Annotated in this window: 10 protein-coding genes and 1 tRNA gene; 5 read left to right on the top strand and 6 right to left on the bottom strand. The window is 55.2% G+C overall.

Going from position 1 to position 14,721, the window contains the following annotated elements; translation table 11 throughout:
- Positions 1-15: 15 nt before the first annotated feature.
- Positions 16-1,470, bottom strand: a complete 1,455-nt coding sequence (locus ACLHV9_RS15325; protein ID WP_049004968.1) for an AMP nucleosidase — start codon at positions 1,468-1,470, stop codon at positions 16-18.
- Between the two features lie 73 nt (positions 1,471-1,543).
- Entirely contained in the window at positions 1,544-2,860 is a 1,317-nt protein-coding gene (gene shiA, locus ACLHV9_RS15320; RefSeq protein WP_049004969.1) for a shikimate transporter, read from the bottom strand.
- A 256-nt stretch (positions 2,861-3,116) separates the two neighbouring features.
- Between shiA and pagP the strand changes: the two genes are divergently transcribed.
- Positions 3,117-3,692 (top strand): lipid IV(A) palmitoyltransferase PagP, encoded by a 576-nt coding sequence (pagP, locus tag ACLHV9_RS15315; RefSeq protein WP_208594302.1) that lies wholly within the window; start codon positions 3,117-3,119, stop codon positions 3,690-3,692.
- Here the strand turns inward: pagP and ACLHV9_RS15310 are convergent.
- Genes ACLHV9_RS15310 through ACLHV9_RS15300 form a run of 3 tightly spaced genes read right to left on the bottom strand, consistent with a single transcriptional unit; the run spans position 3,689 to position 8,795 of the window.
- On the bottom strand, positions 3,689-4,654 hold the full coding sequence (locus tag ACLHV9_RS15310) for an acyltransferase (RefSeq protein WP_108089619.1): 966 nt from the start codon (positions 4,652-4,654) through the stop codon (positions 3,689-3,691). The two genes, pagP and ACLHV9_RS15310, sit on opposite strands and share 4 nt — an antisense overlap.
- A complete protein-coding gene (locus ACLHV9_RS15305; RefSeq protein WP_407220797.1) occupies positions 4,651-7,713 on the bottom strand; it encodes an efflux RND transporter permease subunit in 3,063 nt (1,020 codons plus the stop codon). The genes ACLHV9_RS15310 and ACLHV9_RS15305 overlap by 4 nt, the downstream gene beginning before the upstream one ends.
- The gene (locus ACLHV9_RS15300) at positions 7,713-8,795 is read right to left on the bottom strand and encodes an efflux RND transporter periplasmic adaptor subunit (RefSeq protein ID WP_028019629.1); all 1,083 of its coding nucleotides are present in this window, start codon (positions 8,793-8,795) and stop codon (positions 7,713-7,715) included. The genes ACLHV9_RS15305 and ACLHV9_RS15300 overlap by 1 nt, the downstream gene beginning before the upstream one ends.
- A 397-nt stretch (positions 8,796-9,192) precedes the next feature.
- On the opposite strand from ACLHV9_RS15300, the gene ACLHV9_RS15295 reads away from it, so the two are divergent.
- The 3 genes from ACLHV9_RS15295 to ldtA all read left to right on the top strand — a co-directional run bounded on the left by ACLHV9_RS15295 (position 9,193) and on the right by ldtA (position 13,324).
- The gene (locus ACLHV9_RS15295) at positions 9,193-9,624 is read left to right on the top strand and encodes a universal stress protein (protein ID WP_108089621.1); all 432 of its coding nucleotides are present in this window, start codon (positions 9,193-9,195) and stop codon (positions 9,622-9,624) included.
- A 47-nt stretch (positions 9,625-9,671) separates the two neighbouring features.
- Positions 9,672-12,365, top strand: coding sequence for a cation-transporting P-type ATPase (locus tag ACLHV9_RS15290; protein WP_028019627.1), 2,694 nt, complete (start codon positions 9,672-9,674; stop codon positions 12,363-12,365).
- 62 nt (positions 12,366-12,427) lie between these two features.
- Positions 12,428-13,324, top strand: a complete 897-nt coding sequence (ldtA, locus tag ACLHV9_RS15285) for a L,D-transpeptidase (protein WP_108089622.1) — start codon at positions 12,428-12,430, stop codon at positions 13,322-13,324.
- A gap of 76 nt (positions 13,325-13,400) precedes the next feature.
- Here ldtA and ACLHV9_RS15280 read toward each other — a convergent pair.
- Positions 13,401-13,476, bottom strand: a tRNA-Asn gene (locus ACLHV9_RS15280).
- Between the two features lie 319 nt (positions 13,477-13,795).
- Between ACLHV9_RS15280 and nac the strand changes: the two genes are divergently transcribed.
- Positions 13,796-14,713 carry a nitrogen assimilation transcriptional regulator NAC gene (gene nac / locus ACLHV9_RS15275; RefSeq protein WP_008499475.1) on the top strand — a complete coding sequence of 306 codons (918 nt, stop codon included), beginning with the start codon at positions 13,796-13,798 and terminating at the stop codon, positions 14,711-14,713.
- Positions 14,714-14,721: the final 8 nt, after the last annotated feature.

Below are 14,721 nucleotides of genomic sequence, written 5' to 3'. Positions count from 1 at the left end.
TTTTCCTTATTGTTATTAGCGGAATGGTGGCTCGTTGAAGGTACGTAGCTTGCGGGAATGAAGCTTGTCACCTTCGGCCCTCAGCAAATCAATGGCACGAATACCAATTTGCAGATGTTCGGATATTGCCCCTTCATAAAAACGGTTGGCCTGGCCGGGCAGCTTAATTTCACCATGCAGCGGTTTATCAGAAACGCACAGCAGCGTGCCGTAAGGGACGCGGAAGCGATATCCTTGTGCGGCAATGGTGGCGCTCTCCATATCAATCGCTACCGCGCGGCTGAGGTTGAAGCGCAGCGCAGAGGCGGAGTAACGCAGCTCCCAGTTGCGGTCATCCGTAGTGACGACCGTACCGGTGCGCAGGCGCTGTTTAACCTCTTCACCCGGCATGCCGCTGACCTCTTTGGTAGCGTCATACAGCGCCCGCTGTACTTCGGCGATGCTTGGAATAGGGATATCTGGCGGAAGAACGGCATCAAGTACATGGTCATCACGCAGATAGGCGTGAGCCAGCACGTAATCGCCAATCAACTGGCTTTCACGCAGCCCGCCGCAGTGTCCAATCATCAGCCAGACGTCAGGACGCAGTACCGCAAGATGATCGCAGATGGTTTTGGCATTAGACGGGCCAACGCCGATGTTAATCAACGTGATCCCCTGACCGTCGGCGGTGATCAGGTGCCAGGCGGGCATCTGGTGTTTTTTCCACGCCAGGTCGGAGATGGCCTGCTCGGGGGCTTCGGTCTCTGCGGTGATCCAGATCCCACCCGCGCAGGAGAGCGCGATGTAAGGACTCTCCGGGTCGAGGATCTGGCTGCAGCCCCAGCGCACAAACTCGTCGACATAGCGGGTGTAGTTGGTAAACAGCACAAATGGCTGGAAATGTTCAGCGGGCGTACCCGTGTAGTGGCGCAGGCGCGCCAGGGAGAAGTCGACGCGGCGAGCATCAAAGTGCGACAGAGGAGCGTACTCCGCCGGATGGAAGATGCCGTCAGCCGTCTCATCGCCAATCTGGGAAAGCTCTGTCGTCGGAAAATGGCGGGTCAGACCCGCGCTCATGGAGCGGTCAAGGGTTAACGCTGAACCGTCAATGACATAAGGATAGGGGATTTCATGTTGCGATGGCTCAACGGCGATATGCGCGCCGTAATCCTGATACAGCAGCGTGAGTTGCTCTTCAAGATAGGGGCGGAACAGTGCAGGGCGGGTGACGGTGGTGCTATAGCAGCCGGAGTGGGTAAAACGGGCGTAGGCGCGGGTTTTCGGGGTATTACTGGCGCTACCGTCCCAGGTCACAGAGAGCGATGGATAAACAAAAAGGCCCTCGGTTCTGGCCTTTTCATCGGGAAGTTTCCCTGTTTCGATGTATTCGCTGATGGCGCTGCGCAGCGCGTTGACGGACTGTTCATACAGTGCGTCGAGTTTTTCCAGCGCCTGAGCCGGGGTCAGGCTGGAGCCCTTATTATTCATCTCTGTCTCCTTGTTCCACAGGTGTGCGACTCTACCCGATAGTATGTCACACGCCTGTGAAACAAAAGTGAGATCAGCGGTGGCTCGTCTCTTTCATAAACAGGGCTGTGGCGGCGGACAGCAGGCAACCGGCCAACAGATAAATCGCCACGCTGTGCCAGTTCCCGCCGGAGAAGGTCACCAGCGCGGCAGCAATAAACGGCGTAAACCCGCCACCGACCACGCTTGCCACCTGATATCCCACGCCTGCACCACTGTAGCGGTAGCTGGCGCCAAACAGCTCGGTAAACATCGGCTGCTGGACACAGACCACCATATCGTGAGCGATGTTCGCGAGCATGATGGCAAAGAAGACAATCCAGAAGATCGACTGCGCTTCCAGCGCCATAAAGAATGGCCAGGCGCTGAGGGTGCCGATCAGCGCCCCGGTGATGTAGACGCGACGGCGACCAAACCGGTCTGCCAGCCAGGCGAAGCAGGGGATCGTCAGGCAGCTGATCCCACCAACCACCAGACCGATATTCAGGAACAATTCACGCGGCAGTCCGAGGTTCTGCGTTGAGTAATTCAGTGCAAATGCGGTGACGATATACATCGTCAGCAATTCGCACAGGCGCAGGGCGATGATTTTCAGAAAAGCGCCAGGATGCTGAACCAGGGCTTCCATCACTGGCAACCGCGTTTTGACGGCGGTTTTTTCGCGCTGCTGCTGTTCGAATTCAGCGGACTCTTCCATTCCATTACGGATCCACAGGGCGGCAATCACCAGCACGATGCTGAAGATAAACGGAATGCGCCAGCCCCAGCTCAGGAACTGTTCGTCGGTGGTGAGCTGACTGATTAAGGATACCAGCCCGGTAGAAAGCAGCAGACCCACGCCATACCCGACCTGCACACCGCTGCTGTAAAACGCTTTCTTATTTTTCGGCGCACTCTCAACGGATAGCAGCGCCGCGCCACCCCATTCGCCACCCACGGCAAATCCCTGAATAGCGCGTAGCGTCACCAGCAGCACCGGTGCCCACCAGCCAATAGTGGTAAACGAGGGGAGAATGCCAATCAGCGCGGTGGCGAGCCCCATCATCCAGACGGTAAGCATTAACATGCGCTTTCGCCCGAGACGGTCACCAAAATGGCCGAAAATCACACCGCCTAACGGTCGAAAAAGAAAACCGACACCGAAGGTGGCAAACGCCGCGAGCGTGCCCATCGCGGGGCTAATCTGCGGGAAGAATTCACGGTTAAACACCAGCGCGGCGGTGATGCCGTAGAGCAGAAAATCATACCAGTCGACGACGGCGCCAGCGAAGCTACCCAAAGCGGCACGGCGGGCGCGGTTCAGCGAAGGGGTCTCCTCGTTGGGGCGATCGGAGATGAGGGTGGAGTCCATAGTAGTCCTGTCTGTACTGATTTTTAATTATTGGTATAAGAAAAGGTCACTCACATAGCAGCCGTCATATAAACGGAACCTATGAGACTACCGCGACAGAACGCTGGAGAAAACGTTTTTATCTTTCCGGAAGGTGCAGAATAAATAAATTTCATCGACACCTGCTACAACATAAATCAGGCTGTTTGACTCTGGTTCGCACTCAATGGTTTACAGTTATAGAGACCGCTGCGTGACGGAAGCTGAGGGATTAACGATGCAACGCACTTTTCTGACATTCTGGATTGTCCTGTCTTTATTCATGGCACCGCTCCATGCTGAACCCAAAGTCTATGGCGAACAGCGTCTGGGCGGCTGGTGGAATGCGCTGACGGATGATATTTCGCAAACCTGGGAGCAGCCTCAACGTTACGATCTCTACCTGCCGTTTCTGAGCTGGCACGCCCGCTTTATGTACGACAAAGAAAAAACGGACAAATACAACGAAATGCCGTGGGGCGGCGGGCTGGGCGTCTCCCGCTACAACGACGAGGGCAACTGGAGCGCGCTTTTCGCAATGATGTTCAAAGACTCGCACAACGAATGGCAGCCCGCGATGGGCTATGGCTGGGAGAAGGGCTGGTATCTGGATAATGCCAAAGACTTCCGGCTTGGGCTTGGTGCCGCTGCGGGGATTACGGCGCGCGATGATTTTGCGAACTATGTGCCCCTGCCGTTTATCTTCCCGCTGTTCTCTGCTGGCTATAAGCGCGTTACCGTCCAGTTCACCTATATTCCCGGGACCTATAACAACGGTAACGTGCTTTTTGCCTGGTTGCGCTTGGGTTTTTAAAGGGTGATCACCTTTTTTGCTACGGCGTTTGAAAGCACTAGCATGGAGAACAGAACCGAGGTGACGAAAGTGAGCACGATCAGGGTCAGCTTCATACCGAGAGACGTCACCGGGAAAAGCGCCGTCAACAGGTGAAATACCGAGTAGTGCACAATGTATACGCCGGTCATCGTTTTACTGATGGCGGCCAGAATGGACTCTTTGAATTCTGCATTGCGGCGAAAGCGTACGCCGTTCGCCGCGATCACCAGCGCAACGATCAGAATGTAGATTTGCGAGCCGGTGAGAATAAAGGCGTTTCTGTCAGCCTTGAACAGGGCAAAAAAGAAGTGGCGCTCGTAAAACCAGGTGAAGAGATAAATAAACGGGATGGCGATAACCGCGGCCCTGACCACATTCCTGCGGCTTATCCACTCGGCGATGCTGGGATCGCAGAAAAGCTGCCCCGTCAGGTAAAACAGTAACCACGTCCACAGGCGGTACTGTGGCGAAAGGGAAAAGACGTGGACGTCCGGATAGAGCGCTGAAAGCAAATCATACCCGTAGGAGAAGATCAGCAGGCAGGCAATCACGCCGCAAAACAGCGCGCGCCGCTGGCTGAGCCACTCCACCGCCGGGTGGAAAGTGTAAATCACGACAAACGCAAACACGAACCACGGCTGGATTAAATATCCGCGCTGATACGGTTCCCACAGGTAGTAGATCGTTATCCAGAACAGAAAGACAATCACCAGGCTTTTAATCTTGCTCAACTGCCAGCGGGTGCCGTGCCGGGACTGGCCGTCGAGATAGCCCGCGACCACAAAAAACAGCGGCGTGGCGATGGTCGAGATAAAGGTTAAAAACCCCAGGATCCAGTGATAGTCATAATCATAATGATCCCAGGTATTGTAGATGGTGAAGAAGGTGACCGCCGTCATACAGCCCAGCGTCTTGATAATGTTCAGGCCTGTCGCATTCATTGTTGTTCCGCTTTGTCCTTACGATGGAAGCACGCATAAATCACGGGAAGTACCAGCAGCGTCAGGATTGTCGCAAACCCAAGTCCGAACATAATCACAACGGCCATGCTCTGGAAGAAAACATCCAGCAGCAGCGGCGCCAGCCCCAGAACGGTGGTGAACGCGGTGAGCAAGATAGGGCGCAGGCGCGAGGTGGCGGCGTAAACGATCGCCTCGTGCTGTTCTTTATGCGCTTTCTGCTGCTCGATCTCTTCCACCAGCACAATGCCGTTACGGATCAGCATCCCGCTCAGGCTCAGCAGTCCAATCAGCGCCATAAAGCCGAACGGAATTCCGGTTACCAGGAATCCCGGCGTGACGCCAATCAGCGCCAGCGGCACGGTCAGCCAGATGGCCACGGCGTTTTTCACCGAGCTGAACATCAGAACCGTAATGACAAACATCACCAGGAACCCGATTGGCAGCGTGGTGAAGAGCCCCTGCTGTGCTTCGCTGGAGTTTTCAGCATCGCCTCCCCACTCGATGCTGTAGCCATGGGGCAGGGCAAGGGCGTCAATGTGTGGTTTCACCCGGGCGAGAATGTCGCCTGACGTTTGCTGGCTAAGCGGGTCAGGATCGGTCTGAACCGTCAGCACCCGCGAGCGGTCGCGTCGCAGAATAAGCGGATCTTCCCACTCCAGCGAAAAGCGGCTGACGACGTTACTCAGCGGGATATACTGCTGCCGGGTCTGGCTCCAGACCAGCACGTTGTTCAGGTGATTGGCGTCCAGCCGTTCGCTTTCCGGCGGGCGCACCACGACGGGAAGCAGATCGCTCCCTTCGCGATACAGCCCCGCACGACTGCCGGAGAAATTCATCTCCAGCGCGTTGTCGACGTCCTGTTTATCCACGCCAAGTTCGCGTCCCAGCGCGGCGACATATTGAGGACGGATCACCTTGCTGCGGTTTTGCCAGTCGTTTCTGACGCTACCTGTGGCCGGATCGCGTGCCAGAATATCATCCACCTGGCTGGCAATCAGACGTAGTCTGTCAGGATCGGGGCCCTTGATGCGCACCTCTATGGCGCTGTCGCCGGAAGGGCCAAACATCACGCGTTTGGTGCTGGCGTTGACCTGCGGGTAGTTCCGGGCGATGTACTCGTCGACGTAGCGCGTCAGTGCGGAGATGTTGCGCTGGTCATCCATGCGCACCATGATCTGCGCGTAGTTGCTGTACTGCCGCTGTCCGCTGTAGGTCAAAATAAACCGCATACTGCCCTGGCCAATGGTTGAAACGGAGGTTTCTACGCCCGGCTGGCCGTTAATGGTTTTCTCAATATCGCTGGTCATTTTCTCGGTCCATTTGATATCGGTGCCGTAGGGTAACCAGAGGTCGACAAAGAAAATCGGCGTATTGGACGACGGGAAAAAGTTTTGCCGCACCGCGCCAAACCCCCAGACAGACGCGGCCAGCAGGGCGGCCATCACTACCAGCGTCGGTGCCTTATAGTGCAGCAGCGTGTTAAGCAGGCGCTGGTAGAGGCGGTACAGACGTTTGTCGTAAGGATCTGACTCTTCGGCGTTGTCCGGCGCGCTGTCGTTTTTAAACAACCACCACTTAATCAGCACCGGCGTGATGGTGAGCGCCGAGAACCAGCTCAGCATCAGGGAAATCAGCAGTACCTGGAACAGGGATTTACAGTATTCCCCGGTTGAATCCTGCGACAGCCCGATAGGCGCAAACGCCAGGATGGCGATCACCGTCGCCCCCAGCAGCGGCAGGGCGGAGCGACGGATGATGTAGTTAATGGCGGTCAACAGCGAGGAGCCCTGCTGCCTCGCAATCAGCACTCCTTCAACAATCACGATGGCGTTATCCACCAGCATACTGAGGGCGATAATCAGCGCGCCAAGCGAGATGCGCTGCAGTTCAATGCCCCACAGATACATGATTAGCAGCGTGCCAAGCACGTTGAGCGCGAGGGAAAAGGCGATGATAATCCCGCTGCGCACGCCCATAAAGATCAATAGCACGCCGATGACAATCGCCAGCGCCATCAGGAAGTTAATGATAAAACCGTTAACCGAGTGGCCCACTTCGGCGGCCTGATCGTAAAACAGATTTATATGTATTCCCGCCGGTTTTTCCGCCGACATCTGTTTTAGCTTTGCTTCCAGGGCGTGACCCACGTCAATCACGTTCACGCCAGGGATAAACGAGACGCCCATGGTAACGGCTTTTCTGCCGTTGGTATGATAGATACTGGCAGGTGACTCGTTCAGCCCGCGCGACAGCGTGGCGATATCCCGCAGACGCGTCGCTGCCCCGGTACCGGACGGCGTAATAATCAGGTCCGCCAGCTCGTCAAGATTTTCAAACTCACCGGTCGGATGCAGGCGAATCGACTCCGTGCCGGAGGTAATCTCCCCGGCGCTGGACACCACATTAAGGCGACTCAGCAGGGCCGAAAGCTGGCTAAGCGTAATACCGCGCGAGGCCATTTTGGTCAGGGAAATATCAATATTGACCTGCTGGCTAATGGCCCCACCAATTGCGACCTTCGCGACGCCGGGGACCAGAATTAATTCGCGACGCAGCTGCTCAGCGTAACGCACCAGCTCCGGGTTGCTGAATTCGTCTCCGGAAATTGCGAAGAAAAAGCCGAACACGTCGCCGAAATCGTCATTCACGAAGGGCGTGACGACACCGGGCGGGAACTGGCGTGAGGCATCGCCCACGCGGCGGCGCAGTTCGTCCCAGATCTGCGGCAGTTCGTTCGAATGATAGCGTGAGGCAATGTTCACGGTGATCTGCGACAGGCCGTTTGAAGAGATGGAGCTGACATTGTCCAGATAAGGCAGCTGCTGGAGGGCATTCTCCAGCGGCAGCGTAACCTCCTCTTCAACCTGCTGAGCAGAGGCGCCGGGATAGTGGGTGATGACCACGGCAGTTTTGATAGTAAACGCGGGATCTTCCAGCCTGCCGATATTCAACAGGGCGAAAATGCCCCCGACGCCCAGCAGCAGGATCGTCAGCCAGACACGAATGGGGTTATTGATGAATTGACGAGAGATATCCATTACAGTCCCCGTTCACGCGTCCAGATGCGAACCGGCTGGTTAGCATGGAGCTCTCCTACGCCAGCGGCCACCACGCGTTCGCCTGCCTTAAGGCCGCTGGTAATTACCACGCCCTCTGTGGTCACTTGCCCCACGCTGACCTTGCGATCTTCCAGGTGGAGCGTGTCGCCTTCCCCGGCCACAACCCAGACGTGCGGTTCGTTGCGCGGACTGTTGTCCGGGTTAAAGACTGCCTCGACCGGCACAACCAGCGCCTGAGCGCCTGCGCCAGCCGGAAGGTTGGTTAGATTGATGGTAACCGTACCGCTTACACCTCCCACGACGGGAAAATCGTCCGGGCGGGGCATGGTTAAAATCACCTGCCAGGTCAGCGTATTGCTGTCGCTGCTGCCCGAGTGTTCTTTGTAGACGGCGGTAAATTCACGATCCGGAATGGCGTTAATTCTCACCACGGGGCGATACTGCGCGTTACGGATATCAAAGGTGTTGAACAGGTTCTCAGGAATACTAAACACCACGTCCAACAGGTCGGTGCGGGTCAGGGTTGCAATCGGTTGACCGGCAGACACCACTTGATGGTTTCGAACATGTACGCTAGCCGCCGTCCCGCTGAAGGGGGCGACGAGCGTCATCTGATTCAGCTCTTCACGGGCTATTTGCAGCGCTGCATTCGCCGAATCGCGGTTCGCGCGCTGTACGTCCATTTCTGCTTTCGAGACAGCCTGGCGTCCCGCCAGCGTCTGGAAGCGTTCGAACTGCCGCTGGGCGAGTGTCGCTGCGGTTTGTCTGTCGTTTACCCGCTGCTGGGTTTCACGGGCGTTCAGCCTGGCGAGCTGCTGCCCTTGCTTAATGGCTGCACCCTGACGTATATCGAGCGCCTCGATTTGACCTCCTCGCTTGAAGGAGAGGTCTGTTGCATCACCCGATTCAATACGTGCGGGAAAAACACGCTGCTGGGCGTGAGCGGGGATAGTTACCTCCGCCACTTTAACCATTCGCGGCAGGGGTGCGGCTTGCTCGGGTTTTGGGTCGCACGCCGTGAGCGTTAGGATAACGAACGGTAAAATGAGGTAGCGGTTCACTGTATTCCCCTAATAAATAACTGTTTTATTTCTTCCGTAGCAAGGGCAGGGGGTGACACTATTCTGCCAGAACAGTGACAACCATATAGGTGAATAGCCCAATTGCCGTGCTGGCAATAATGGCAAGTGCAATAAACAAACCAAGACGGAAAAGGCTTAAACCGTACATTCATTCCTCCATGCGCTGTATAGAGCGTCTTTCTAAGAGCATAGTTGGAGAAAAGATAAATGTTAAATAACCAATATCAGTGGGTAAGCGTTAAACCTGATATTCCTGTGCTACGTTTAATATCATTCATCTTTTTTTTCCGTAACTGGCATTAAGGGTAACTCCCTGCATTTAATGCATTTTATTGCTTCACTCACTACTGTGTTGGTTATAAAAAGGATGCTCGATATGTACAAAAATATTCTGGTTCCGGTGGATGTTTACGAGACTAGCCTGGCTGATAAAGCCCTTCAGCATGCACAGTTCCTGGCACAAAGCGCATCGGGTGACATTCATCTGCTGCACGTCATGCCTAAGTTTTCTGCCGAACTGACGCGTGGTTTTATTTCAGATGCGCGCAAGATGGATGAATATATGAATAATAATTCTAAAGAAAAACTGTCTGACCTGGTCAAAAAACTCAATTTGCCAGAAGAACGTGTTCACCTCCATGTCCGTAGCGGAAATGTTCGTGATGAGGTTATTAAGCTGGCAGATGAACTTGCTGCCGGGGCAATTATTGTCGGCTCTCGAAATCCCAATATTCAAACCCATCTCCTGGGGTCAGAGGCGGCAAGTATTGTGCGTTACGCACATGTTCCTGTTTTCGTTATTCGTTAATTGCATGAAAGCAAGGTGATTTCTGAAAAGAACCTGAGGAAGGAACGATGAAAACAGAAAAACCTGAACGTCCTTATTATCAACAAACCGTTGACGACACCCTGGCGAATATCAACTCCACTGCGGAGGGGCTGAGCAGCAGTGAGGCATCGGTCCGACTCCAGCAGTATGGTGAAAATGCGTTACCGCAAAAAAAAGGCAAACCCGCCTGGCTGCGCTTCCTGGCCCATTTTAACGATGTGCTGATTTACGTTCTGCTGGTGGCTGCACTACTCAAGCTCTTTATGGGCCAGTGGGTCGATATGTTTGTCATCCTCGGGGTTGCCATCGTTAACGCACTGATTGGTCACATTCAGGAGAGCAATGCTGAAAAATCGCTGCAAAGTATTCGCAATATGCTCTCCAGCGAAGCCGTGGTGGTTCGACAAGGTAATCATGAAACGATCCCTACCACGACGCTGGTTCCGGGCGACATCGTGGTAATCCGCGCCGGGGATCGTATTCCTGCGGATTTGCGTGTGATTGAAGCGCATAACCTTCGCGTGGAGGAGGCCATTCTGACCGGTGAATCCACCGTTGTAGAGAAAAACAGCGATGTGTTAAGCGGGGAATTGCCTTTAGGTGACCGGTATAATCTGCTTTATTCAGGTACTACCGTCAGCTCCGGCGGTGGAAAAGGCGTGGTGGTGGCAACCGGGGGCGAAACCGAGCTTGGACACATCAATCAGATGATGTCTGATATCGAAAAACACCGCACGCCGCTGATGGTGCAGATGGATAAGCTCGGTAAGACTATCTTCATCACTATCCTGGTGATGATGGTGGCGCTGTTTGTCTTCAGTCTGCTGTTCCGCGATATGCCGGTTTCCGAGCTGGTGTTGTCGCTCATCAGCCTCGCCGTTGCTGCGGTGCCGGAAGGCCTGCCAGCGATCATTTCCATCATCCTTTCGCTTGGCGTACAGGCTATGGCGCGCCGCAAGGCCATCATCCGTAAGCTGCCTACGGTGGAAACGCTGGGCGCGATGACGGTCATCTGCTCGGATAAAACCGGCACCCTGACGATGAATGAAATGACGGTCAAAGCGGTGATTACCGCTGACACGACCTATCGCGTGGAGGGAGACAGCTACGAACCGGTGGGGAACATTCACCCCGTAGACGACCCGACGCCCGTCAGCGTGGTGCAGGGTTCGTTACTGGAACGCTACCTGCGCACCATCGACCTCTGTAATGACAGCCAGTTGATCAAAGACGAGCAGGGGCTGTGGAAAATCACCGGGGGGCCGACCGAGGGTGCACTGAAGGTGCTGGCGGCGAAAATTCAGCTCCCGCCGCTCGATACCGAAATGCGCAGTAAAATCCCGTTTGATTCGCAATATAAATACATGTCCACGCTTTACCGTCTGGACGATGAAGAAGTGATTCTGATTACCGGTGCGCCGGACGTGCTGTTCCGCCTCTGTCAGTACCAGCAGACGAATGACGGAATGCAACCGTTCGATCTGCCTTACTGGGAAGGGAAGATTGAAGAGTATGCCCGTGAGGGGCTGCGCATGGTGGCTGCGGCCTGGAAACCCGCCCGCGACGGTCAACGAGAGCTGGATCATCCGGATCTGCAGGATGGAGTGATCCTGCTCGGGATTGCCGGAATGATGGATCCGCCGCGTCCGGAGGCCATTACCGCGATTGCCGACTGCCTGCAGGCGGGGATCCGCGTGAAGATGATCACCGGCGACCACCCGCAAACGGCGATGAGTATTGGGCAAATGTTGGGTATTGGTAACGCTGCAAGCGCTATCACCGGACGTGAGCTGGAGGCGATGGACGATCGTCAGCTGAGCGACGCCGCGCAGCAGTACGATATTTTCGCGCGAACCAGCCCGGAGGATAAATTCCGCCTTGTGCAGGCCCTGCAAAGTAAACAGGAAGTGGTGGGCATGACCGGGGATGGCGTCAATGATGCCCCGGCGCTCAAGCGGGCGGACGTGGGTATCGCCATGGGGATTAAGGGGACAGAAGTCACCAAGGAAGCCGCCGACATGGTGTTAACGGATGACAACTTTGCCACCATTGCCCGCGCGGTACATGAGGGACGGCGGGTTTACGATAACCTGAAAAAAACCATTCTGTTCGTTATCCCCAGCAACATCGCTCAGGCCCTGCTGATCATCATCGCGCTGCTGGCGGGGAACCTGATCCCTCTGACACCGGTCCTGATCCTGTGGATGAACATGGCAACATCGGCGACGCTCTCTTTTGGGCTGGCGTTCGAGGCGGGCGAGAAAGACATCATGAACCGACCGCCTCGCAAGGCGAATCTGCATGTGATGGACGGCTATGCCATCTGGCGCGTGGTATTTGTCGGCCTGATGATTGCCATCAGCGCCTTCATCCTGGAGGCCTGGCTGCAACCGCGTGGCTACTCGGCGGAATTTATCCGTACCGTGCTGCTGCAAACCCTGGTGACGGCGCAGTGGTTTTACATGCTCAACTGCCGCGTGAATGATGGTTTCTCGTTGAGCAAAGGTCTGCTGGCAAATAAAGGGATTTGGATCGTGAGTGGTGTGCTGCTGGCGCTTCAGCTCCTCATTATCTACGCACCTTTCATGCAGATGCTGTTTGGCACAGAAGCGCTGCCGTTCCGCTACTGGGTCATCACCTTGCTGATTGGTTTTGTGATGTTCCTTATTGTTGAAGCGGAAAAAGTTCTGACACGCAAGTGGCGCAAAACTGAGGCGTAATAGCGTAAACTGAGAAAGCCTGCTTACGTTCAGGCTTTCTCTATTTTCGGGCTCAGGACACTATGATTCGACTTGCCTCGTTCGTTCTCACGCTTTGTGCCGCTGTTCCCGGCGCGTTTGCCGTGACCTATACCTTGCCACCCGAAGGCAGCCGTCTTGTGGGTGCTCCGATAACCATCACTGTTCCACAGGGTAACACGTTGCCCCTTGAAGCCTTTGCCGCGCAGTACGGACTGGGGCTGAGTAATATGCTGGAGGCCAACCCTGGCGTGGATCCTTTTCTCCCCAAATCAGGTACGACATTAACGATCCCTCAGCAGCTGATTTTGCCTGATACTGTCCGCGAAGGAATTGTGGTGAATGTGGCAGAAATGCGTCTCTATTACTATCCGCCAGGCGGCAACACCGTTGAAGTGCTGCCCATCGGCATCGGTCAGGCCGGGCGTGAAACACCGCGTAACTGGGTGACGGCCGTTGAGCGTAAGCAGGTGGGGCCGACCTGGTCGCCTACGCCGAATACGCGCCGTGCCTATGCGGCTGAAGGTAAAACACTGCCAGCGTTTGTCCCTGCAGGGCCAGATAACCCAATGGGGCTGTATGCGATCTATATCGGCAGGCTGTATGCCATTCACGGCACAAATTCGAATTTCGGTATCGGGCTGCGGGTGAGCCAGGGCTGTATTCGTCTGCGTAATAACGACATCAAATACCTTTTCGATCATGTCCCTGTTGGGACCCGAGTACAGCTTATCGATCGGCCCGTTAAAGTCACCACGGAGCCAGACGGTAGCCGCTGGGTGGAAGTGCATGAACCATTATCACGTAACCGTGCGGAATTTGAATCGACCCGAAAAGTGCCTCTGCCAATTTCAGCCGCGCAGCGGACGCAGTTGATTAACGAGGGCGCAGGAACTGAACTTGAACGGCGCTCGGGGATGCCGGTTAAGCTTGGCATGTGAAGCCCTTTTCGCCCCCGGCAATTTTACCTGGCGCAGAAAAGCAAAAAGCCTGCTTTAAAAGCAGGCTTTTCAAATTTGGCTCCTCTGACTGGACTCGAACCAGTGACATACGGATTAACAGTCCGCCGTTCTACCGACTGAACTACAGAGGAATCGTGTGAACGGGGCGCATAGTATCGACGTCAGCCGAGCTTGTCAAAGGGTGGAGCACCGCCTTTTGATCGTTTGCTGACAAAATCGGCAAAGTGACGTTTTTGACAGCGGAATGCACCGTAATGGTGCGGTTATACCTCTAATGGGGCAGATCATAAACTGCTGTTTCAGTAATAAATGCCCCCTCCATGATTAGGTTTCCTTATTTTCAGCCGCTTAGCAACAAATCAGACCTCTTCGAAAAACTGGCATTCATATTGCAAAACCTGTTCAACAACGACAGCCGGTTACGGCACAGCATTTCGAACAGGGGGCAAAATGAACTTAAGACGACTGAAATACTTCGTAAAAATCGTCGATATCGGCAGCCTGACTCAAGCGGCAGAAGTGCTGCATATCGCGCAGCCTGCGCTGAGCCAGCAGGTGGCTACTCTGGAAGGCGAGATGGATCAGCAGCTGTTGATCCGCACCAAACGCGGCGTTACGCCAACGGAAGCAGGTAAGATCCTTTATACCCACGCACGCACCATCCTCCGCCAGTGTGAACAGGCGCAGCTGGCGGTGAATAATGTCGGTCAGACTCTGAGCGGACACGTCTCCATCGGTTTAGCACCGGGAACGGCCGCATCGTCTATTACCATGCCGCTGCTGCAGGCCGTGCGCGCCGAGCTGCCGGAAGTGCTGGTATACCTGCACGAAAACAGCGGTTCCGTGCTCAATGACAAGCTGCTCAACGGCCAGCTGGATATGGCGGTGCTTTACGATCGTTCCCCGGTTGCCGGGATCACCAGCCAGCCATTGCTGAAAGAAGATCTTTACCTCGTGGGCACTCGCGACTGTCCGGGGCAGAGCGTAGACCTGACCGCCGTGGCTGAGATGAATCTCTATCTGCCGCGCGATTATAGTGCCGTGCGCGTGCGCGTGGATGAAGCATTTTCTCTGCGCCGCCTGACGGCAAAAATTATTGGCGAAATCGACTCTATCTCCACGCTGACCGCAGCTATCGCTAGCGGAATGGGCGTGACGGTTCTGCCGGAATCCGCTGCACGCTCGCTGTGCAGTGCGGCAAATGGCTGGATGGCGCGCATCACAACGCCGTCTATGAGCTTACCTTTGTCGCTGAACATGTCCGCACGCGGTTCGCTGTCACCGCAGGCGCAGGCGGTAAAAGAGATTTTGATGTCGCTGGTCAGCAAGCCTTCGCTGGAGAACCGTGAACTGCAGCTCGTGAGTTAATATTCCAT

Origin of the sequence: Enterobacter sp. CPE_E890, from assembly GCF_046521475.1 — a bacterium.
GTDB classification, from domain to species: Bacteria; Pseudomonadota; Gammaproteobacteria; order Enterobacterales; family Enterobacteriaceae; genus Enterobacter; species Enterobacter adelaidei.
This window is presented reverse-complemented; position numbering and strand designations above follow the sequence as displayed.

What these genes read in the sequence shown, in the direction of transcription:
- ACLHV9_RS15325 (WP_049004968.1), bottom strand. Translation starts at nt 1,470, where the DNA reads ATGAATAATAAGGGCTCCAGCCTGACCCCGGCTCAGGCGCTGGAAAAA.
- shiA (WP_049004969.1), bottom strand. Translation starts at nt 2,860, where the DNA reads ATGGACTCCACCCTCATCTCCGATCGCCCCAACGAGGAGACCCCTTCG.
- pagP (WP_208594302.1), top strand. Translation starts at nt 3,117, where the DNA reads ATGCAACGCACTTTTCTGACATTCTGGATTGTCCTGTCTTTATTCATG.
- ACLHV9_RS15310 (WP_108089619.1), bottom strand. Translation starts at nt 4,654, where the DNA reads ATGAATGCGACAGGCCTGAACATTATCAAGACGCTGGGCTGTATGACG.
- ACLHV9_RS15305 (WP_407220797.1), bottom strand. Translation starts at nt 7,713, where the DNA reads ATGGATATCTCTCGTCAATTCATCAATAACCCCATTCGTGTCTGGCTG.
- ACLHV9_RS15295 (WP_108089621.1), top strand. Translation starts at nt 9,193, where the DNA reads ATGTACAAAAATATTCTGGTTCCGGTGGATGTTTACGAGACTAGCCTG.
- ACLHV9_RS15290 (WP_028019627.1), top strand. Translation starts at nt 9,672, where the DNA reads ATGAAAACAGAAAAACCTGAACGTCCTTATTATCAACAAACCGTTGAC.
- ldtA (WP_108089622.1), top strand. Translation starts at nt 12,428, where the DNA reads ATGATTCGACTTGCCTCGTTCGTTCTCACGCTTTGTGCCGCTGTTCCC.
- nac (WP_008499475.1), top strand. Translation starts at nt 13,796, where the DNA reads ATGAACTTAAGACGACTGAAATACTTCGTAAAAATCGTCGATATCGGC.